Source organism: Aeromonas sp. S16(2024) (assembly GCF_041403065.1).
Classification (GTDB): Bacteria; Pseudomonadota; Gammaproteobacteria; order Enterobacterales; family Aeromonadaceae; genus Aeromonas.
The window spans coordinates 54,194-74,709 of record NZ_JBGLQX010000015.1 but is presented as its reverse complement, the minus strand read 5'-3'; the positions used below and the strand labels follow the sequence as shown (position 1 = coordinate 74,709).

The 20,516-nt window shown below is 61.7% G+C and carries 15 protein-coding genes and 1 tRNA gene; 10 read left to right on the top strand and 6 right to left on the bottom strand.

Features of this window, described 5'->3' with window-relative positions:
* The first annotated feature begins 6 nt into the window (after positions 1-6).
* A complete protein-coding gene (locus tag ACB030_RS12765; protein ID WP_371160239.1) occupies positions 7-1,527 on the top strand; it encodes a SpoVR family protein in 1,521 nt (506 codons plus the stop codon).
* 59 nt (positions 1,528-1,586) lie between these two features.
* Here the strand turns inward: ACB030_RS12765 and fadR are convergent, their stop codons facing one another.
* Positions 1,587-2,300 carry a fatty acid metabolism transcriptional regulator FadR gene (gene fadR, locus ACB030_RS12760; protein WP_205641857.1) on the bottom strand — a complete coding sequence of 238 codons (714 nt, stop codon included), beginning with the start codon at positions 2,298-2,300 and terminating at the stop codon, positions 1,587-1,589.
* Positions 2,301-2,633: 333 nt separating this feature from the next.
* Here fadR and nhaB point away from each other — a divergent pair, with 333 nt between their 5' ends.
* Both nhaB and dsbB read left to right on the top strand, forming a co-directional pair.
* Positions 2,634-4,208 carry a sodium/proton antiporter NhaB gene (nhaB, locus tag ACB030_RS12755; protein ID WP_371160236.1) on the top strand — a complete coding sequence of 525 codons (1,575 nt, stop codon included), beginning with the start codon at positions 2,634-2,636 and terminating at the stop codon, positions 4,206-4,208.
* A gap of 86 nt (positions 4,209-4,294) precedes the next feature.
* Positions 4,295-4,816 carry a disulfide bond formation protein DsbB gene (gene dsbB, locus ACB030_RS12750; protein WP_371160234.1) on the top strand — a complete coding sequence of 174 codons (522 nt, stop codon included), beginning with the start codon at positions 4,295-4,297 and terminating at the stop codon, positions 4,814-4,816.
* A 112-nt stretch (positions 4,817-4,928) separates the two neighbouring features.
* On the opposite strand, the gene ACB030_RS12745 is transcribed toward dsbB, so the two are convergent.
* From ACB030_RS12745 to uvrB, 3 genes are all read right to left on the bottom strand, one after another.
* On the bottom strand, positions 4,929-5,579 hold the full coding sequence (locus tag ACB030_RS12745; protein WP_371160232.1) for a DedA family protein: 651 nt from the start codon (positions 5,577-5,579) through the stop codon (positions 4,929-4,931).
* Between the two features lie 80 nt (positions 5,580-5,659).
* Positions 5,660-5,917, bottom strand: coding sequence for a YkvA family protein (locus ACB030_RS12740; RefSeq protein ID WP_025327135.1), 258 nt, complete (start codon positions 5,915-5,917; stop codon positions 5,660-5,662).
* Complete coding sequence (uvrB, locus tag ACB030_RS12735) at positions 5,914-7,926, bottom strand: excinuclease ABC subunit UvrB (protein WP_371160229.1); 2,013 nt, start codon at positions 7,924-7,926, stop codon at positions 5,914-5,916. The genes ACB030_RS12740 and uvrB overlap by 4 nt, the downstream gene beginning before the upstream one ends.
* A 132-nt stretch (positions 7,927-8,058) precedes the next feature.
* On the opposite strand from uvrB, the gene ACB030_RS12730 reads away from it, so the two are divergent.
* From ACB030_RS12730 to ACB030_RS12720, 3 genes are all read left to right on the top strand, one after another.
* Positions 8,059-8,134, top strand: a tRNA-Asn gene (locus ACB030_RS12730).
* 772 nt (positions 8,135-8,906) lie between these two features.
* Positions 8,907-10,592 carry an aspartate:alanine antiporter gene (locus tag ACB030_RS12725; RefSeq protein ID WP_025327138.1) on the top strand — a complete coding sequence of 562 codons (1,686 nt, stop codon included), beginning with the start codon at positions 8,907-8,909 and terminating at the stop codon, positions 10,590-10,592.
* Positions 10,593-10,800: 208 nt separating this feature from the next.
* On the top strand, positions 10,801-12,315 hold the full coding sequence (locus tag ACB030_RS12720) for a transglycosylase SLT domain-containing protein (protein ID WP_371160226.1): 1,515 nt from the start codon (positions 10,801-10,803) through the stop codon (positions 12,313-12,315).
* Positions 12,316-12,459: 144 nt separating this feature from the next.
* On the opposite strand, the gene ACB030_RS12715 is transcribed toward ACB030_RS12720, so the two are convergent.
* Together ACB030_RS12715 and ACB030_RS12710 are read right to left on the bottom strand one after the other, a co-directional pair.
* Positions 12,460-13,671, bottom strand: a complete 1,212-nt coding sequence (locus ACB030_RS12715; protein WP_371160224.1) for an ROK family protein — start codon at positions 13,669-13,671, stop codon at positions 12,460-12,462.
* A 104-nt stretch (positions 13,672-13,775) separates the two neighbouring features.
* The gene (locus ACB030_RS12710; RefSeq protein WP_371160222.1) at positions 13,776-15,443 is read right to left on the bottom strand and encodes a methyl-accepting chemotaxis protein; all 1,668 of its coding nucleotides are present in this window, start codon (positions 15,441-15,443) and stop codon (positions 13,776-13,778) included.
* A 131-nt stretch (positions 15,444-15,574) separates the two neighbouring features.
* Here ACB030_RS12710 and ACB030_RS12705 point away from each other — a divergent pair, with 131 nt between their 5' ends.
* The 4 genes from ACB030_RS12705 (at position 15,575) to glpC (ending at position 20,507) form a co-directional block, all read left to right on the top strand.
* Positions 15,575-16,030: a YchJ family protein gene (locus ACB030_RS12705; protein WP_371160220.1), complete on the top strand. Its 456-nt coding sequence runs from the start codon at positions 15,575-15,577 to the stop codon at positions 16,028-16,030.
* A 228-nt stretch (positions 16,031-16,258) separates the two neighbouring features.
* On the top strand, positions 16,259-17,932 hold the full coding sequence (gene glpA, locus ACB030_RS12700; protein WP_371160218.1) for an anaerobic glycerol-3-phosphate dehydrogenase subunit A: 1,674 nt from the start codon (positions 16,259-16,261) through the stop codon (positions 17,930-17,932).
* Complete coding sequence (glpB, locus tag ACB030_RS12695; RefSeq protein ID WP_371160216.1) at positions 17,922-19,205, top strand: glycerol-3-phosphate dehydrogenase subunit GlpB; 1,284 nt, start codon at positions 17,922-17,924, stop codon at positions 19,203-19,205. Before glpA ends, glpB begins: the two co-directional genes overlap by 11 nt.
* A 99-nt stretch (positions 19,206-19,304) precedes the next feature.
* Entirely contained in the window at positions 19,305-20,507 is a 1,203-nt protein-coding gene (gene glpC / locus ACB030_RS12690; RefSeq protein WP_371160215.1) for an anaerobic glycerol-3-phosphate dehydrogenase subunit GlpC, read from the top strand.
* Positions 20,508-20,516 lie beyond the last annotated feature (9 nt).

The window sequence follows — 20,516 nt, the reverse complement described above, 5'->3', positions numbered from 1 at the left end:
CGTCATATGGTAGAAACCGCGAGAAAAATAGCGCCGCTGGACGATGGTCCTGACTGGAACTTCGATCTGCTGGAAACCTATCACCAAGAGATTGCCCGGGTTGCCAGGTCTTATCGGCTGGATACCTATCCCAACCAGATCGAGGTGATCACCGCCGAGCAGATGATGGATGCCTACTCCAGTGTCGGTATGCCCATCGGCTATCAGCACTGGTCATTCGGCAAGCGCTTCATCCACACCGAACGCAACTACAAGCGCGGCCAGATGGGGTTGGCTTATGAAATCGTCATCAACTCGGATCCCTGCATCGCCTACCTGATGGAAGAGAACACCATGCCGATGCAGGCCCTGGTGATGGCTCACGCCTGCTATGGCCACAACTCCTTCTTCAAAAATAACTACCTGTTCAAGGCCTGGACCGATGCCTCCTCCATCATCGACTATCTGCTGTTTGCCAAGAACTACATCACCGAATGCGAGGAAAAACACGGTATCGATGCCGTCGAACGGCTGATCGACTCCTGCCATGCCCTGATGAACTTCGGGGTGGATCGCTACAAGCGGCCCCAGAAGATCTCCCTGGCGGAGGAGAAACGGCGCCAGAAGGCGCGGGAAGATTACCTGCAGACCCAGGTCAACGAGCTCTGGCGCACCCTGCCCAAGCAGCACAAGGCCGCCGGTATCGAGGACAGGCGCTATCCGCCCGAGCCTCAGGAGAACATCCTCTACTTCATCGAGAAGAACGCCCCATTGCTGGAGCCCTGGCAGCGGGAAGTGGTGCGCATAGTGCGCAAGATCAGCCAGTACTTCTACCCGCAGAAACAGACCCAGGTGATGAACGAGGGATGGGCCACCTTCTGGCACTACACCATCCTCAATCACCTGTATGACGAGGGGAAGATCAGCGATCGCTTCATGATAGAGGTGCTGCACAGCCACACCAACGTGGTGTACCAGCCCCCCTACAACAGCCGCTACTACTCGGGGATCAACCCTTATGCCCTCGGCTTTGCCATGTTCACCGACCTGCGTCGCATCTGCGAGCACCCGACCGAGGAGGACAGATACTGGTTCCCCGATTACGCTGGCACCAACTGGGTCGACACCCTGCACTTCGCCATGCAGAACTTCAAGGACGAGAGCTTCATCAGCCAGTTCCTCAGCCCCAAGGTGATGCGCGACATGAAGCTGTTTGCCATCGATGATGACGATCTGAAGAACTATCTGAAGGTCTCCGCCATCCACAACGAGGAGGGTTACCGGCTGGTGCGCAACACCCTGTCTGCCCAATACAACCTGAGCAATCTGGAGCCCAACATTCAGGTCTACAACGTGGCGGTGAAGGGGGACAGATCCCTCACCCTGCGTTATGTCCCCCACAACCGGATCCCTCTCGGCGAGTCGCGCCACGAGGTGCTCAAGCATCTGCACCAGCTGTGGGGATTCGATGTGGTGCTGGAACAGGATAACGGCGAGCTCACCGCAGACATCATAGGGCGCTGCCCGGATCGCAAGAGCCTGACCTGACAGCAGGCAAGGAGCATAAAAAAACGCGCCATCAGGCGCGTTTTTCGTTGTGACACACATCAGTTATCGCACAGGTTGCTCGGCATGTCCTGGCGCAGACGGGTCCACAATTTGCCTGACTCTATACCATACTGACGCACCGTCATGAACACGGCATCGTGATCCTTGGTCTCTGCCAGCTTCAGCAGCGTCTTGTAGTAGGCATCCGCCGTCTCGCGCGCCTGCTTGTCAGAGAAGTAATAGCGCCCGACCCGGCTGTACAATCCCTTGAATCCATTGAGGATCAAGGCGTAGATCGGATTGCCGGAGGCAAACGAGAGCTGGTGGTGCAAACGGTAATCGAACTCGGCATAGGCCTCAGCCGAATTCTCGACCTCATCGGCCCCGCGCAGGATCTCGGCGGCTTGCTCCGGGTTGTTGCGAATGGCGCCACGGATGAAGATGGTGCAGATGTTGGTGCGCGCCGACAGCAGTTGGGCCACCAGATCCGGCACCTTGTCCTGATCGAGCCGTGCCAGGGTCTCCAGGATGTTGAGCCCCGAAGTTTCCCAGAAATTGTTGACCTTGGTCGGTTTGCCGTGCTGGATGGTGAGCCAACCATCGCGGGCAAGGCGCTGCAGCACTTCGCGCAAGGTAGTGCGAGTCACGCCAATCAGCTCGGACAGTTCGCGCTCCGCCGGCAGAATGGATCCTGGAGGAAAGCGATTGTTCCAGATGGACTCGATGATGTATTCCTCGGCAAACCCGGCAGGGCTTTGCGCTTTTATGACCATGTAGTGACTCTGTTGTAGTACGTAAAAAGGCTCACGAATAATAGCAAAGCCGGTCATGCTGGCAAGCAGAAGGTCAGTCCTCTGCTCACATTAACCCGATCTTTTTGTTAAAAATATGTATGCGATGACATGGCCGGAGCCAACCAACACCAAATGATGGTGATATCGGCGCCTCACCTCTGGGCAAGCACCACGACGTTATTTATAGTTAGCGCTCCCTTGATTAAAATCATGTGCAATCAATTTGATAAAGGTGAATATCCGGATGTTCGGGTCGAGTCGGGCTCGACTGCATAGACGCAGATACCAACAACAGAACAGAGAACCATCATTATGCCAATCAGCCTAGGGCGCGCTTTTTCAAAGAATTTTTTGGGCAATGCCCCTCGATGGTACAAAATTGCCATCGTCATATTCCTGCTGATCAATCCGATCGTCTTCCACATTGATCCCTTCCTGGCTGGCTGGTTGCTGGTCGTCGAGTTCATCTTCACCCTGGCCATGGCGCTCAAATGCTACCCGCTGCAACCGGGCGGCCTGCTGGCCATCGAAGCCGTGCTCATCGGCATGACCTCGGCGGACCAGATCAAGCATGAGCTGGTGGCCAACATCGAAGTGCTGTTGTTGCTGGTCTTCATGGTGGCCGGCATCTATTTCATGAAACAGTTGCTGCTCTACGTCTTCACCAAGATGCTGGTCCGCATCCACTCCAAGACGCTGCTCTCCCTCGCCTTCTGCCTGGTGTCGGCCTTCTTGTCCGCCTTCCTCGATGCCCTGACCGTGATTGCCGTGGTCATCAGCGTCGCCACCGGTTTCTACGCCATCTACCACAAAGTGGCCTCCCGGGATGAATCCGGCAATCTGCATCATGATGACGAAGAGATTGACGAGCTCTCCCGCCAGCATCTGAACGAATTTCGCGCCTTCCTGCGCAGTTTGATGATGCACGCCGCCATCGGCACCGCCCTGGGGGGCGTCTGCACCCTGGTCGGCGAGCCCCAGAACCTCATCATTGGGGAGCAGGCGGGCTGGCATTTCGGTGAATTTGCCATTCGCATGGCACCGGTCACCATTCCCGTCTTCCTCTGCGGTCTGCTCACCTGCATCCTGGTGGAGAAATGCCGTTGGTTCGGTTATGGCACCAAGCTGCCAGAGCCCGTGCGCCACATCATGGAAGCCTATGAACGCGACGAAGATGCCGGGCGTAGCCCGCAAGAGAAGGCCAAGCTGCTGGTCCAGGCGGCGATCGCCATCTGGCTCATCACAGGTCTGGCCCTGCATCTGGCGGCGGTAGGGCTGATCGGCCTGACCGTCATAGTGCTCGCGACGTCCTTCACCGGCGTCACCGAGGAGCATGCCCTCGGCAAGGCCTTCCATGAGGCGCTGCCCTTCACCGCCCTGCTCACCGTCTTCTTCAGCGTGGTGGCGGTGATCATCGATCAACAGCTGTTCAAGCCGGTGATCCAGTGGGTACTGGCCGCCAAACCCGAGGATCAGCTCGCCCTCTTCTATCTGGCCAACGGCTTGCTTTCCATGGTGAGCGACAACGTCTTCGTCGGCACCGTCTACATCAACGAGGTGAAGACCGCCCTGCTCAATGGCGCCATCAGCCGTGAGCATTTCGATCTGCTGGCTGTCGCCATCAACACGGGGACCAATCTGCCGTCGGTGGCCACCCCCAATGGCCAGGCGGCCTTCCTGTTCATGCTCACCTCTGCGCTGGCGCCGCTGCTGCGCCTCTCCTATGGCCGCATGGTGTGGATGGCCCTGCCCTACACCCTGGTGCTGGGGCTGGTGGGGTTCTTTGCGGTAGAGCAACTGCTCGCCCCTGCCACCGAATGGTTCTACCAGGCCGGCTGGCTGACGCAGGGAGGCGCCATGCCGACCCTGGCACCGGCGGCACACTGATGAAGCGAGGGGCCATGAGGCCCCTTTCTTTTTAAGTGGGGCTCTGCTCTAATTCAGCCATTATTTTTCTCTGTGAGATCAATCAGATGATCGAGTTTCTTCGCCGTATTGCCAGCCATCGTCTGGCCTGGGGCCTGCTGGCCGCGACAGCGCTCTGCTTCGAGCTGTGCGCCCTCTTCTTCCAGCATGTACTGGGTCTGCACCCTTGCGTGATGTGCATCTATGAGCGGCTCGCCATCCTCGGGGTGTTCGCTGCCGGCCTGCTCGGCATGGTGGCGCCAGAGAAGTGGTATCTCCGCTGGAGCGCCATGCTGCTGTGGGGTTACAGCGCCTTCTGGGGCCTGAAGCTGGCACTCAAGCATGTTGATTACCAGATGAACCCCTCCCCCTTCAATGTGTGCGAAGGCTTTGTCGACTTCCCAAGCTGGGCTCCCCTCGATCAGTGGGTGCCCTGGCTCTTCTTCCCGGACGGCGATTGCAGCGAGATCAGCTGGCAGTTCCTGAGTCTCTCGATGCCGCAGTGGTTGATCGCCATCTTCGCCGCCTACCTGCTGGTTTTCGTGGTAGTGGCAGTCGGCAACCTGGTCAAGGGCCGCTGCTGCAACTGAACCCGCCATGCCTGGTACAGGCAGAGACAAGCTCGCATAACGAAAAGGGGAGCCAAAGTGGCTCCCCTTTCTTGTGATCGCAGTCTCTGTGCACGGTTGCCCAAGCACGCACTCAACTCGCCTTGGCGGTATTCATCCTGGCCTTCGCCATGCCGACGACCATGGGCAGCAGCGAGATGCCGATGATGCCGAAGATGAGCAGGGTGAAGTTGTGACGCACCACCGGCAGGTTGCCGAAGAAGTGGCCCGCATAGACGAACGACAGCACCCACAGCAAGCCGCCAATCAGGTTGAACGCCAGGAAGCGCGGGTAGGTCATGGCCCCCATGCCCGCCACGAAGGGGGCAAAGGTGCGCACTATGGGCAGGAAACGGGTGATGATGATGGTCTTGCCGCCATGCTTGGCATAGAAGGCGTGGGTCTTGACCAGATAGTCGCGCCGGAAGATCTTCGAGTCCGGATTGCGAAACAGCTGATCCCCGAAGAAGTGGCCTATGGTGTAGTTCACCACGTTGCCGAGCACGGCGGCGATGATCAACACCCCCGCCAGGGTGTGCACGTCCAGCACGCTGCCCACCGTCAGGGCGCCCGCGGCAAACAGCAGGGAGTCGCCGGGCAGGAAGGGGGTCACCACCAGGCCGGTCTCACAGAAGATGATGAGGAACAGGATGGCGTAAACCCAGATGCCATAGTGCTCGAACAGCTCTTTCAGGTGCACGTCAACGTGCAGAATAAAGTCGATTGCAAACAGGATCAGATCCATTTTTTCATACCCATGAAGTGAACGGCGTGGAGTCTACGCCAATGCCGTGTGCCCGACAATCTGCGGCATCGCCTCTCCCCTCATTCAAGGGTATCCAGCCCCTTCCTGACCGTTGCGGGCAGGCAGGACTCCCACCCCCAGAGCAGCAACAGCAGCAGGCTGACGTCGTCGAGCCAGCCAACGAAGGGCACCAGATCCGGGATGAGATCCACCGGACTGATGCCATAGACGAGGATGAGGATCACCAGCCCCTTGGCCCACCAGGGGGTGTCCGGGTGGCGAAAACCGGCATAGAGGCGACGCAGGCGCCGCCAGATCAGCCAGCGTTTGCCGCTCATGATTCGATCAACTCGCCGCGCAGCCGCTGGATCTGATCCCGCATGGCGGCGGCCTGTTCGAACTCCAGATCCCGGGCATGCTGGAACATCTTCTCCTCCATCCGCTTGATCTCCTTGGCGATCTCGCTGGCGGAGCGGGCATGGTACTCCCCTTGCGGCTCGGCTGCCTTGCGACTGCCTCTGCCGGGTTTGCCGGCGGTGCGGCTGCCCCCCATGTCCATCACGTCCCCCACCGACTTGTTGAGCCCCTTGGGCGTGATGCCGTGCTCCAGGTTGTGGGCGTGCTGCAGGGCACGGCGCCGCTCGGTCTCCTCGATGGCCACCTTCATGGAGTTGGTGATGGTGTCGCCGTAGAGAATGACCTTGCCGTTGAGGTTGCGCGCCGCCCGGCCTATGGTCTGGATGAGGGAGCGGGTGGAGCGCAGGAAGCCCTCTTTATCCGCATCCAGGATGGCCACCAGCGACACCTCCGGCATGTCGAGCCCTTCCCGCAACAGGTTGATGCCCACCAGCACGTCGAACTTGCCCAGGCGCAGATCGCGGATGATCTCCACCCGTTCCACTGTGTCTATGTCCGAATGCAGGTAACGCACCCGCACGTCGTGATCCGCCAGGTACTCGGTCAAGTCTTCCGCCATCCGCTTGGTGAGGGTGGTGACCAGCACCCTCTCCTCCACCGCGACCCGCAGCCGGATCTCGGAGAGCAGATCGTCCACCTGGGTGGTGACGGGGCGCACCTCGATGACAGGATCGAGCAGGCCAGTGGGGCGCACCACCTGCTGTACCACGTCGCCGCCGGACTTCTCCAGCTCGTAGGGGCCAGGGGTCGCCGAGACGAACACCGTCTGGGGCATCAGGGCCTCGAACTCGTCAAACTTCAGCGGCCTGTTGTCCAACGCCGAGGGGAGCCGGAAGCCGTACTCCACCAGGGTCTCCTTGCGGGATCTGTCCCCTTTGAACATGGCGCCTATCTGCGGCACAGTGACGTGGGACTCGTCGATGATGAGCAGGCCATCCCCCGGCAGGTAGTCAAACAGGGTGGGCGGCGGCTCGCCGGGGGCCCGCCCCGACAGATAGCGGCTGTAGTTCTCGATGCCGGAGCAGTACCCCAGCTCCTGCATCATCTCGATGTCGAACTGGGTGCGCTGGCTGATGCGCTGCTCCTCCACCAGCTTGTTGAGGGAGAGCAACTGCTCGCGGCGCCCCTTGAGCTCTTCCTTGATGTGATCGATGGCCCCGAGTATGGTCTCCCGCGGCGTGGCGTAGTGGGTCTTGGGATAGATGGTGTAGCGCACCACAGTCTGCTCGATGGCGCCGGTCAGGGGATCGAACTGGGAGAGGCGTTCCACCTCCTCGTCAAACAGCTCCACCCGCAGGGCCAGCTTGTCCGATTCGGCAGGGTAGATGTCGATGACCTCCCCCCGCACCCGGAAGGTGCCGCGCTGGAAGGCCATGTCGTTGCGGGTGTATTGCAGCTCGGCGAGGCGGCGCAGTATGTCCCGCTGGTTGATCACATCCCCCACCTTGAGATGCAGCATCATGCTGAGGTAGGCCTGGGGATCCCCCAGACCATAGATGGCCGATACCGAGGCGACGATCACCACGTCCCGCCGCTCCAGCAGCGCCTTGGTGGCCGACAGCCGCATCTGCTCGATGTGATCGTTGATGGAGGCATCCTTCTCTATAAAGGTGTCCGTGGTCGGCACATAGGCTTCCGGCTGGTAGTAGTCGTAATAGGAGACGAAGTACTCCACCGAGTTCTCGGGGAAGAACTCCTTCATCTCCCCATAGAGCTGGGCGGCCAGGGTCTTGTTGGGAGCCAGTATCATGGTCGGGCGGTTCAGGGTGGCGATGACGTTGGCCATGGTGAAGGTCTTGCCCGACCCTGTCACCCCGAGCAGGGTCTGGTGAGCGAGGCCGGACTCTATGCCATCGAGCAGGCGGGCGATGGCCGCAGGCTGATCCCCCGCGGGTTGAAACTGGCTGGCCAGCTTGAAAGGCTTATTCATGACGACTCCCGACAAAAAACGGCAAGAGAGCAGTGTACCCCGAGTTGACGGGCCTGGGTATCCGCTCTCGGCCCCTGACGGCTATTGACCCCGAAATGCGACCTCTGTATGATGCTCCTCCTTGCCTGATGTTCCCCCGTAGTTCAGTCGGTAGAACGGCGGACTGTTAATCCGTATGTCACTGGTTCAAGTCCAGTCGGGGGAGCCAATTCCTCACCATCTCGGTGCAAGTTATCCACTTTAGTGCTTTCCTCTGCCAATTTTAATGCACAAGCCGTCCCTCGCGGCGCACTCCCCCTTTGATCCCCGGTTCCTGGCCAGCAGCGTTTTGTTCTGCTGCGTATAACTATTTGATTTTTATAGAAACATTTTTTTACCGGTATTTTTTGAACAGCGCTTGCACCCCAGTATTGGCGCGGCTTGCAGGCTGATCACCAAGTTTCATGAACAGGGTTATCCACAGTTTCTGTGGGTAAGTGTGCCAAACCCAATACAGGCCTAGGTTGGCAGCGATTGTCTCCGCTTTGGCGAGGCGACACACCTCGCCCCCCATTTTCTCCTGTTTTTGCCCTCCCCCCTAAATGGGTCGGACGGAGGAGAGACATCCTCTTTCTCCCGCTTTTTTTTCGCCATGCCCCGTGCCATGGGTCAGCCTCCTCCTGACGGCAAAAAGGGTTCTTTTGCATCCCTCGCTTCCCATCAGTTAAAAATGCTGAAAACCATGCTCAATCGCCCCCTGCGCAGCAGGTAATAAATTGTCCACAGGGCTGTCATGGCACCTCCGGCCGACAGCATAAATCACTCATTGACAGCGAGAATGGCAGCGGAAAATAGAGGTATTTTTCCCAAGTTGCCCGCGCATCCCTCCCCTCCCCGGAGAGACCAGCACTTAACTGGCTGTTAATCCGCTTTCGCGCTTCTTTCTTGATGAGGGATCCGGCACAATATCGGCCCCACTTTTTTCCTCGGTTTTTCCGGGCATGACCATAGATTTCGTGACACTGCTACATCAAAGCGACTCCCTGCTGCTGTTCGTGGTGCTGGCCTTCGGCCTGCTGCTGGGCAAGGTACGCATCGGCAACTTCCAGATTGGCAACACCATAGGGGTGCTGTTCACCGCCCTGCTGTTTGGCCAGATGGGGTTCCAGTTCTCCACCTCCACCGAGAACGTCGGCTTCATGCTGTTCATTTTCTGTGTGGGGATCGAGGCGGGCCCCCACTTCTTCAGTGTCTTCCTGCGCGACGGTATCCACTACATCACCCTGACCCTGGTGATCCTGCTGACCGCCTTGCTGCTGACGGTGGGGCTGGCCAAGTTCTTCAACCTGGGGCCCGGCATGGCGGCGGGGATACTGGCGGGGTCGCTCACCTCGACCCCGGCGCTGGTGGGGGCCCAGGATGCCCTGCGCAGCGGCCTGCTCAACCTGCCCCACGGCACCGACATGCAGCCCGTGCTCGACAACATGGGCATCGGCTACGCCCTGACCTATCTGGTGGGCCTGGTGGGGCTGATGCTGGTGGTGCGCTACCTCCCCTCCCTGGCGCGGCTCGATCTCAATACAGAAGCGCAAAAGATAGCCCGCGAGCGGGGACTCTCCGACAGCGAGAGCCGCAAGACCTATCTGCCCATCATTCGTGCCTACCGAGTCGGCCCCGAGCTCGCCGCCTGGATTGGGGGCCGCACCCTGCGGGAGACCGGCATCTACCCCCACACCGGCTGCTATGTGGAGCGGATCCGCCGCAACGGCATACTGGCAAGCCCGGATGGGGACGCCGTGATCCAGGAGGGGGACGAGATCGCCCTGGTGGGTTATCCCGAAAGCCACGAGAAGCTCGACGTCAACTACCGCAACGGTAAAGAGGTGTTTGACCGCAACCTGCTGGATCTGCAGATAGTCACCGAAGAGATAGTGGTGAAGAACGACTCTGTGGTGGGCCGCCATCTGGTGGAGCTCAACCTCACCGAGAAGGGCTGCTTCCTCAACCGGGTGGTGCGCTCCCAGATCGAGATGCCGTTCGATCGCAACATCATGCTGCAAAAAGGCGACGTGCTGCAGATCAGCGGCGAGAAGCAGCGGGTCAAGCTGCTGGCCAACAAGATCGGCTTCATCAGCATCCACAGCCAGACCACGGATCTGGTGGCCTTCACCACCTTCTTCGTGCTGGGTCTGCTCATCGGCTCCGTCTCCCTGGTGTTCGGCCAGATAGAGTTCGGCCTCGGCAACGCCGTCGGCCTCTTGCTGGCGGGCATACTGATGGGTTACCTGAGGGCCAACCACCCCACCGTCGGTTATGTGCCGCCGGGCGCCCTGCGGCTGGCCAAGGATCTCGGCCTCGCCGTCTTCATGGTGAGCACAGGGTTGAAAGCGGGGGGCGGCATCCTGGATCACCTCAGCGAGGTGGGGGTGGTGGTGCTCTTCTCCGGCATGCTGGTGACCACCTTGCCAGTGCTGGTGGGCTATCTGTTCGGGGTCTGGGTGCTGAAGATGAACCCGGCCCTGCTGCTCGGGGCCATCACGGGGGCCCGTACCTGCGCCCCGGCCATGGATGTGGTGAACGAGGCGGCCAACAGCTCGATCCCGGCGCTCGGCTACGCCGGCACCTATGCGGTGGCCAACGTGATGCTGACCCTGGCGGGCTCCTTCATCATCGGCTTCTGGTTCTAGCCCAGGTCGCCTTGACAGGATGTAAACCGCACAGAGGGAGCCCACGGGCTCCCTCTTCTGTTCTCGGGCTGACGGCTTTTCAACGGCCAATGGGCGCTCGATGCGAGATAGCAAGAATCGTGCTATCGGATGGCGTCGATGAAACTCAAAGAGCTAAAGCCCCCCCTGCGCGGCACTTACACTCAGTAAAACGAGTGAGGTGATCTTTATGAAACGCTTATGGATTTTCCTTGTTTGGGTACTGGGTTCCCTGCCACTGGCCTGGAGCGCCGAAGCAGACAAGGCGGCAGTCGAAGAAGATGCGCGCAGTGCCCTCAGCTTCGCCAGCGAGGAGCTCGCCAAACCCATGCTGGGGGACCTCGACGCCATGATGGAGAGACGCACCATTCGGGTGCTGACCACCTACAACAAGACCGGCTACTTCATCCACAAGGGGGTGCAACGGGGAATCACCTACGACGCCTTCATGCAGGTTGAAAAGCGGCTCAACGAGCAACTGCGCAAGGACAAGGCCATCAAGCGCCACCTCAAGGTCCATCTCGTCTTCATTCCGGTCGCCCGGGAAAACCTGCTGAAGGCCCTCATCGAGGGCAAGGGGGACATCGCCGCCGCCAACCTCACCATCACGGACAAGCGCAGGCAGCAGGGGGTAGAGTTCAGTGCCCCCCTGCTCGAGAACGTGCGCGAGCTGCTCATCTCGGGGCCGGACTCCCCCAAGGTGGAGAGCGCCGCCGATCTGGCGGGCAAGAGCATCTATGTCAGACCTTCCTCCAGCTACTTCGAGAGCCTGATGGCCTACAACCAGGCGCGCAAGGAGGCGGGGGAACCCCTCATCGACATCCAGCCCGCCTCCGAGGTGCTGGAGGATGAAGATCTGGTGGAGATGGTCAATGCGGGCCTGCTCCCCTTCATCGTCATGGATGAGCACAAGGCCCGCTTCTGGCAGAAGATTTTCCCTGCTATCCAGATCCACGAAGAGCCCGTGTTCCGCGACGGCGGCATCATCGCCTGGGCGGTGCGCAAGGAGAGCCCCCAACTGCTCGCCATGCTCAACGAGCAGATCAAGGCGATACGGGGCAAGGCAACGGGGGAAGAGATCCTGGCCCGCTATCTCAAGCAGAACAAATTCATCAAGAGCGCCGCCGCCGAAGCCGAGCGCAAGAAATTCCTGCAGGTGGTGGAACTGTTTCGTGAATACGGCGGCAAATACGACGTGGACTGGTTGCTGATCGCGGCCCAGGGCTATCAGGAGTCGGCCCTCAACCAGAAGGCGCGCAGCCACGTCGGCGCCATCGGCATCATGCAGATCATGCCCGCCACCGGGAAGGGGCTCAAGGTGGGGGACATCCGCCAGCTCGAGCCCAACATCCACGGAGGCGTCAAATACATGCGCTGGATGATAGATCACTACTACGCCGACGAGCCCATGACGGCTCTCGACAAGGCCTTGTTCTCGTTTGCCTCCTACAACGCCGGTCCCGCCCGGGTGGCGCGGCTACGGGCCGAGGCCAAGAAGCGTGGGCTGGATCCCAATGTCTGGTTCCACAACGTCGAGTACGTGGCGGCGGAGAAAATAGGCCCCGAGACCGTGACCTATGTGGGCAACATCTACAAGTACTACATCGCCTACAAGCTGGTGATGGAGCAGTTGCAGCTCAAGGAGCAGGCCACCGAGACCCTCAAGCAGCAAGAAAATCCCGCAGACAAGGAAACAAAATCCTAGCCAGCCGATACCCGGCGTTTGCACATTACAGACGGGCCTTCCCTCGGGGAGGCCCGTCTGCTTCTGGCGCCACCCAGGCCGCCCCATTCATCAGACGGTCGCAGTCAGCGTCAAGGCCAACGCAGCCAGCGCCAGGCGAGGTGGCTAAGCCTCCCTGTCACCTCGCAACAGATCGAGCAGCAGGCTGCCGTCCCGCAGGGCCTTGTGTACCTGCACCGAGGTGGGTTTGGTGGGATCTTCGTAAAAATGGGTGGACTCGATCTGCAGGCGCACCAGGTACTCCGCCGGCAGCTGGCTCGCCAGGGACTGGTGCAGCATGGGGAACAGCAGCCGATCGGCCCGGGTGATCTCCCCCCCCAGCAACAGCTTGCCCGGGTTGAGCAGGCAGATGAGGTTGGCAAGCACCCGGGAGAGCCGGCCCGCCGCCTGGTGCAGTATGTCCTGGCACAGGCTGTTGCCCGCCAGCGCCAGCTCGCACAGCTCGCGGATGTTGACGCTCGCCGGCAGATCGTGCTCCTGCATCCGCTCGCGCAGGTCCCGGTACTGGGCCTCCAGGGCCTGGTTGGTGACCAGGGTGCAGGCGCAGCCGAAGCCACCGCAGTAGCAGCGCTGACCATAGGGCTCGAGCTGCAGGTGGCTGAGATCCCCGAGCAGGGCCGACTCGCTCTCGATGAGCTGGCCGTTGACCACCATGCCCACACCTATGTCGTTGTGGACGAACACCAGCACCGCATCGTCGCAATTTTTGGCGGCGCCCCACTCCCTCTCGGCCTGGATCCAGGTGCGCACATCGCCACTCACCAGCACCGGCACCTCGAAGGCCTCCTGCAGGGTGGGCCCCAGGGGCCAGTTGCGCAGATCATAGAAGGGGAAGTGTTTCACCATGCCGGAGTGGCGCTCCACCTGTCCGGGCAGGCAGAGGGCGATGCAGGCCAGACGCAGGGACTTCTTCGGCAAAAAGACCTCGATGGCCCGCACCAGGCTGGCCAGCAGGTTGCCGCGCTCGGTCTCGCTGAACAGGTGGCGATGGCGCGCCAGGGAGTGACCGGCAAGATCGAACAGGGCCATGTCCACATAACCGCGGCCGAGGCGCATGGAGAGAAACTGGAAGCGGCGCTCGTTGATGCGAAGCAAGGTCTGACGACGGCCACGGCCCACCGAGCTCTCGCCACAGGTGACCACCAGACCACCATCGAGCAGTTCACGGGTGATCTTGGTGATGCTGGCCGGTGAGAGGCCGGTCAAACGGGACAGATCGGTACGGGACAGTTCCTTGTGCTCTTCCAGGCTGGCATAGACCAGGCCGTAGTTGAGCTGACGGATCAAATCGATACTGCCTTTCACGATCTCATTCATAGGGTAGGGGCTAACGAAAGGAACGAATGGCGCGATTTTCCCACATTCTGCGCCGATCCCCAAATTTGCCGTCTGGAAATGACGTCCAGACGGCAAAAATGTGACTAGTAACGGAAGCGGGAGACGAGTTGACGCAATTTGTCACCCGTGCCGGCCAGGGCGCGGGTGGTGGTGTTGGACTCCCCGGCGGCCTCGGTCAGCTCGCTGACGATCTGCTGTATGGCCACCAGGTTCTTGTTGATCTCCTCGGAGACCGCATGCTGCTCCTCGGCGGCGGTCGCTATCTGGATGTTCATGTCGTTGATGGTGCCAACCGCCGTCACCATGCTGTCGAGGGAGCTGGCGATGTGGCTCGCCTCCTGCACCGTCTCCTGGCTGCGCGCCTCGCTCGCCTGCATCACCTCCACCGCCTGGCGCACCCCGCCCTGCAGCCGCTGCAGCATCTCGTTGATCTCCTTGGTGCTCTGCTGGGTACGACCGGCCAGGGATCGCACCTCGTCCGCCACCACCGCAAAGCCGCGCCCTTGCTCACCGGCCCGGGCTGCCTCGATGGCGGCATTGAGCGCCAGCAGGTTGGTCTGATCGGCGATGCCGCGGATCACCTCCACCACGGATCCTATCTTGCCGGTCTCCTGGGCCAGTTGCTCGATGACCCCGGAGGCGGTGTGCACCTCCTCCACCAGGCGGTTGATGCTGCCGATGGCGCTGCCCACCACCTCGCGGGCGGCATCGGATTCCCGCGCCGCGTCGCTGGTGGCCGTGGCCGCGTTGGAGGCGCTGGCCGCCACTTCCTGGGCGGTGGAGCTCATCTCGGTCACCGCGGTGACCACCTGATCCGTCTCCCGGCCGTGGCCCTGCATCTGCCGGTCGGCGTGCTCGCTTAAGTTGTGCAACCTGTCCACGGCCCCCAACAGCTGATGGCTGGTCTCCCCGACCTGGCTCACCACCGACTGGATCCGCTCCACGAAGCGGTTGAAGGCGCTGGCCAGCTGGCCCACCTCGTCATGACTCTGCACCTTGAGGCGCCGGGTCAGATCCCCCTCCCCGTCGGCGATGTCATTGAGGGCCGCGACCGCATCCGCCAGCGGCCGGGTGACCCGGTTGCCGAGCACCACTGTCACCGCCAGGGTCACCCCCAGGATCACCAGAATGAGCAGCACGCTGCTCTGCAGGGAGCCGTACATGTTCTCCTCGCGCTCGCTGCGCAGGGCCGCCAGCTCGGTGTCGATGTCATCTATGTAGAAGCCGGTCCCCACCACCCACTGGTACTTGTCGAGCACCAGGTTGAAGGAGAGCTTGGGCGCATCCCGCCCGATGGAGGGCTTGTTGGTCCAGTACTCCGAGTAGCCATCCCCCTCACGGGCCGCCTTGACGATCTCCTGAATGAGGAAGGTGCCCTTGGTATCCTTGTCCTGCCAGCGGTTCTTGCCCTCCACCTCGGGGCGGGTGGGCAGCAGCAGGGTATTGCCCTGGAAGTCGTAGACGAAGAAGTAACCGTCACTGCCATAACGCAAGGGGCGCAGCAGCTCCTTCACCCGGGCACGGGCCTCCGGGCTGTCCGGCTCCGCATACTCTTTCTCGATGGCCGTCTTGGCGAGCATCAGGTAGCTGCTGAGCAGGGCCTTGCGCTCCTTGACCGCCTTGTCTCTCGCCACCACCAGCTCGGACTCCAGGTCGCTCCTGGCCACCAGGTAGTTGCTGAGGTTGACCACCAGGGCCATCAGCAGCACGGGGATGGCCCCCAGCAACAGAATTTTCTGCTTTAGCGTCATCTTGTACTTCCTTTAGCCATTTTATTGTGGGTGCTTCGTTCCTACTCGCTCAGCCATGGAGTGCTGGCCGAAGGGGGAGTGCCTTAGCTACAATCCCGCCACCTTCTATTATCGACCCGATGAACTGACCCATGAGCCAATGTCCTTGCGGTTCCTCTCTTTCTCTCGCCCAATGCTGCGGCGCGCTTCACGAAGGCCAGGCCGCCACTACCACCGAGCAACTGATGCGCTCCCGCTACAGCGCCTTCGTGCTGGGCTTGGGGGAGTACCTGGTCCACAGCTGGCACCCGGAGTATCTGAGCGGACTGACCGCAGATGAGCTCTCCCGCACCGACACCCGCTGGGACGGGCTGGAGATCCTGGCCGCCCGGGGCGGCCCCCTTGATGAGACCGGCATGGTGGAGTTCAAGGCCTGGTTTTGGGAGGGGGACGAGCGCCACTGCCTGCATGAGCGCTCCCGCTTCGTGCGCCACCAAGGGCGCTGGGTCTACACCGACGGCGAGCAGGATCCGGCACCGCTGCGGGTCGGTCGCAACGACCCCTGCCCCTGTGGCAGCGGCAAGAAGTTCAAGAAGTGCTGCGGCTGACCCTCCCGCACGCCGCCATCCGGCCAACCCGCGGGTTGGCCTTCCCCTCCTCTTCTCGCGCAGCGATCCCCCCTGCCCCGCCTCGGCGGTGACGTGACCCTGGTCACAGTTCGCTCATTAAACCCGCCTTTGGTGAGCGTTTGCGAACATTAATTTGGCCCATATCAAACATTTCTAGCCAGACAGGCGCCACACTGGCCCCATCTGGACGAGATGAGACGGGCAAGAATGAAAAGAATAACCACAGAAGTCGTCATCATAGGCGGCGGCGCCACCGGGGCCGGCATCATGCGCGATTGCGCACTGCGCGGCATCGACTGCATCCTGCTGGAGCGGGACGATATCGCCGCAGGCACCACGGGGCGCAACCACGGTCTGCTCCACTCGGGGGCCCGCTACGCGGTGACGGATCCGGAGTCCGCCCGCGAGTGCATTCAGGAGAACCGCATCCTCAAGCGGATCGCCAGCCACTGCGTGGAGGCGACCGGCGGCCTCTTCCTCACCCTGCCGGAAGATGACATTCATTTCCAACGCACCTTTATGGAGGCCTGCGCCCTGGCGGGCATAGAGACCCGCCAGCTGGATCCCCGCGAGGCGCTGCGCCTCGAACCCAACGCCAATCCGGCGATGATAGGTGCCATTCATGTGCCGGATGGCACCGTCGATCCGTTCCGCTTGGCCGCCGCAAACGTCTTGGACGCGAAAGAACATGGCGCCCGCATCTTCACCCACAGCAAGGTGCTGGGGCTGCTCCGCACTCAGGACAGAGTGCACGGGGTCAAGGCCATCAACACCCGCACCGGCGAGGCGTTCGAGGTGGAGTGTCAGGAGGTGATCAACGCCGCCGGCATCTGGGGCCAGCAAATTTGCGAATATGCCGATCTCGGCATCCGCATGTTCCCGGCCAAGGGCTCCCTGCTCATCATGGATTACCGCATCAACCAGCTGGTGCTCAACCGCGCCCGCAAGCCGGCGGATGCGGACATTCTGGTGCCGGGCGATACCATCTCCCTCATCGGCACCACCTCCAGCCGCATCGATTACAACAAGATTGACCAGCTCACCGTCGAACCCGAAGAGGTAGAGGTGCTGCTGCGCGAAGGGATAAAGCTCGCCCCCATCATGGCCCGCACCCGTCTGCTGCGCGCCTATGCCGGGGTGCGCCCCCTGGTGGCGGTGGACGGTGACGAGAGCGGCCGCAACATCAGCCGCGGCATAGTGCTGCTGGATCACAGCGAGCGCGACGGCCTCAAGGGCTTCAACACCATCACCGGCGGCAAGCTGATGACCTACCGCCTGATGGCGGAGTGGGCCACCGATCTCGTCGCCAAGAAGCTCGGCAACTCCCGGCCCTGCCGCACCGCCGAACTCAATCTGCCCGGCTCACGGGATCCGGAGAAGGTCTCCGCCCCCGGTCTCTCTGTGCCCGCCGAAGGCTCGGCCCAGTATCGCCACGGCGAGCGGGTCATCGCCTTCTTTCGCGACAACCCCAAGGCCAACGCCCTTATCTGCGAGTGCGAGATGGTGACGGCCGGCGAAATCGAATACGCCCTGCGGGAGCTCGATGTGGACAACCTGGTGGATCTGCGCCGCCGCACTCGCCTCGGCATGGGCCCCTGTCAAGGGGAGCTGTGCGCCTATCGCGCCGCCGGTCTGATGCAGGAGTACGGCAAGGCCGACGGCCGTGAGGCCTGCGTCATGCTGCGCCAGTTCCTGGAGGAGCGTTACAAGGGGACCCGTCCCGTCCTGTGGGGCGATGCCCTGCGCGAGGCCGAGTTCACCTACTGGATCTACGAAGGGCTGTTTGGCCTGGGAGAATGGACGGCGCCGCAGCTGGTTGCCGATACGCCTCGCGGCCCAACCAGCGAGACCACTCACAAGGAGAGCCGTCATGAAGTTTGACAATATCGTTATCGGCGGTGGCATGGCAGGCCTGTCGGCGGCCCTGCGCCTGGCCGAGGCGGGCCAGAAGACGCTGCTGATGGCCTCGGGCCAGAGCGCCTTGCACTTCTCCTCCGGCTCGGTCGATCTGCTGGAGAGCGAGGGCGATCCCCGCGCAGCCCTGCCCACCTTTATGGCCGAGCGGCCGGAGCACCCCTACAGCAAGGTGGGGCTGACCCATATCGAGGCGAGCCTGGATGCGCTGCAGCGCCACTGCGCCCTGGAGGGTTTGCCGCTGTTTCGCAAGGAGCGCAACCACCAGCGCCTGACCCCCATCGGCACCCTCAAGCGCACCTGGCTCTCCCCCGAGACCTGCGCCTGCGTCACCGATGCACCCGCACCGGACGTCCTGCTGCTGGCCACCCTGGAGGGTTTTCGCGACTTTCACCCGGCGCTGGCGGCGGCGAATCTCGCAACCCACGCGCGCTTCGCCCACTGCCGCATCCTGACTGGTGAAATTCGCCTGCCCCAGCTGGCACAGTTCAGTCGCAATCCCCACGAGTTTCGCTCCGCCGATATCGCCCGCCTGTTTGACAAACAGCAGCACGACAAGCAGGACCTGCTGACGGATCTGGCCCGCGAGATAGGCCGCATGGTGAAGGAGTGCGGCGAGCCGGGCTGCCGCCATATAGTGCTGCCCGCCTGCCTGTCGCTGGGGCTGGTCGGCCCACGCCTGGCTGAGCTGGAAAAACGCACCGGCTGCACCATCAAGGAGGTGGCCACCATGCCGCCGTCGCTGATCGGCATGCGGATGCAGGAGGCGCTCAAGCGCCGCTTCATCGCCCTTGGCGGTACCTTCCTCACCAGCGAACGGGTGCTGGGCGCCCGTTACAACGGTGATCGGGTAGTAGGCGTGCACAGCCAGAATGGCGACGACCAGCTATTTGAGGCGGACCACTTCGTGCTCGCCTCCGGCAGCTTCTTCAGCCGCGGGCTGGAGTCCCGTCTGCGTGGCATTCGCGAGCCCATCTTCGATGCCGATGTGCTGAGCCTCCCGGAGCGCGACGCCTGGGCCGGTCGCCGCCTGTTCGACCACCACCCCTTCATGGGCTTCGGGGTCAAGACCGACGACCAGCTGCGGGTACTGCGCGGCGGCAAGCCGCTGGCCAACCTCTATGGCGCCGGCAGCGTGCTGGCCCACTACGACCCTGTGAAAGAGGGCTCGGGCTCCGGCGTGGCGGTTGCCACCGGCTGGCAGGCCGCCGGCCATATCCTGTCGGGAGGTCTGAGATGACTGCCCTGCCCCATGCCACTGCGGACTGTCGACTGTCCGCCAGATCATCCCATTGCCGCGTCCCTTGCGCTTTTTATCCGGCCCGGGAGGAGAACTGACATGCTACTGGATCACGCCAACCAAACCTTCGATCAGTGCATCAAATGCACCGTCTGCACCGCCTACTGCCCGGTGGCCAAGGCTAACCCCGCCTACCCGGGCCCCAAACAGGCCGGTCCCGACGGGGAGCGGCTACGTATCAAGAGCCCGGAGCTCTTTGACAGCGCCCTCAAGCACTGCACCAACTGCAAACGCTGCGAGGTGGCCTGCCCGAGCGGGGTACGCATCGGCGACATCATAGCCCGGGCCAAGCACCAGTACGGCGGCTTCAAACCGGGAGTACGCGAGTTCGTACTCTCCCACACGGATCTGATGGGCAGCATGTCCACCCTGATGGCCCCGGTGGTCAACTTCACCACAAGCCTCAAGCCGATGAAGCTGGTGCTGGACAAGGCGCTGGGGGTCTCCTCCCACCGCGATCTGCCCAAATACTCCCAGGGCACCTTCCGCGGCTGGTACAAGAAGCAGAAGGCCACCCAGGCCAGTTATGCGCGCCAGATAGCCTACTTCCACGGCTGCTATGTGAACTACAACCACCCGCAGCTCGGCAAGGAGCTGGTGCAGGTGCTCAATGCCATGAATATCGGCGTCCAGCTACTGGAGCGGGAGAAGTGCTGCGGCGTGCCACTGATTGCCAACGGCTTTATGGACAAGGCCAAGCGCCAGGCGGCCTTCAACATCCAGCAGCTGGAGAACACCCTGCTCGGCAACGAGATGCCGCTGCTGGCCACCTCCTCCACCTGCGGTTTCACCCTGAGGGACGAATACCCCCACCTGCTGGAGCAGGACAACCACAAGGTGCGGGATCGCATCTCGCTGGTGACGCGCTTTTTGTGGAACGAGTTCTACCAGGGCAACAAACCGGCCATGAAGCCGCTCAATCTGCACATCGCCTACCACACCCCCTGCCACATGGAGAAGATGGGGGGCGTCATCTACACCCTCGAATTGCTGCGCGCCATTCCCGGGGTCAAGGTGACTGTGCTGGACTCCCAGTGCTGCGGCATCGCCGGCACCTACGGCTTCAAGTCGGAGAACTACGAAACCAGCCAGACCATAGGTGAAGGGCTGTTCGATCAGATAAACCGCCTCAAGCCTGATCTGGTCATCACCGACTGCGAGACCTGCAAGTGGCAGATCGAGATGAGCACCAGCTTCCGCTGTGAGCACCCGATCCACCTGCTGGCCCAGGCGCTGGCCTGATCACTGTCT

What these genes read in the sequence shown, in the direction of transcription:
- glpB (WP_371160216.1), top strand. Translation starts at nt 17,922, where the DNA reads ATGAAGTTTGACAATATCGTTATCGGCGGTGGCATGGCAGGCCTGTCG.
- glpC (WP_371160215.1), top strand. Translation starts at nt 19,305, where the DNA reads ATGCTACTGGATCACGCCAACCAAACCTTCGATCAGTGCATCAAATGC.
- ACB030_RS12720 (WP_371160226.1), top strand. Translation starts at nt 10,801, where the DNA reads ATGAAACGCTTATGGATTTTCCTTGTTTGGGTACTGGGTTCCCTGCCA.
- ACB030_RS12745 (WP_371160232.1), bottom strand. Translation starts at nt 5,579, where the DNA reads ATGGATCTGATCCTGTTTGCAATCGACTTTATTCTGCACGTTGACGTG.
- dsbB (WP_371160234.1), top strand. Translation starts at nt 4,295, where the DNA reads ATGATCGAGTTTCTTCGCCGTATTGCCAGCCATCGTCTGGCCTGGGGC.
- ACB030_RS12765 (WP_371160239.1), top strand. Translation starts at nt 7, where the DNA reads ATGGTAGAAACCGCGAGAAAAATAGCGCCGCTGGACGATGGTCCTGAC.
- ACB030_RS12705 (WP_371160220.1), top strand. Translation starts at nt 15,575, where the DNA reads ATGAGCCAATGTCCTTGCGGTTCCTCTCTTTCTCTCGCCCAATGCTGC.
- ACB030_RS12740 (WP_025327135.1), bottom strand. Translation starts at nt 5,917, where the DNA reads ATGAGCGGCAAACGCTGGCTGATCTGGCGGCGCCTGCGTCGCCTCTAT.
- fadR (WP_205641857.1), bottom strand. Translation starts at nt 2,300, where the DNA reads ATGGTCATAAAAGCGCAAAGCCCTGCCGGGTTTGCCGAGGAATACATC.
- ACB030_RS12715 (WP_371160224.1), bottom strand. Translation starts at nt 13,671, where the DNA reads ATGAATGAGATCGTGAAAGGCAGTATCGATTTGATCCGTCAGCTCAAC.
- glpA (WP_371160218.1), top strand. Translation starts at nt 16,259, where the DNA reads ATGAAAAGAATAACCACAGAAGTCGTCATCATAGGCGGCGGCGCCACC.
- ACB030_RS12725 (WP_025327138.1), top strand. Translation starts at nt 8,907, where the DNA reads ATGACCATAGATTTCGTGACACTGCTACATCAAAGCGACTCCCTGCTG.
- uvrB (WP_371160229.1), bottom strand. Translation starts at nt 7,926, where the DNA reads ATGAATAAGCCTTTCAAGCTGGCCAGCCAGTTTCAACCCGCGGGGGAT.
- ACB030_RS12710 (WP_371160222.1), bottom strand. Translation starts at nt 15,443, where the DNA reads ATGACGCTAAAGCAGAAAATTCTGTTGCTGGGGGCCATCCCCGTGCTG.
- nhaB (WP_371160236.1), top strand. Translation starts at nt 2,634, where the DNA reads ATGCCAATCAGCCTAGGGCGCGCTTTTTCAAAGAATTTTTTGGGCAAT.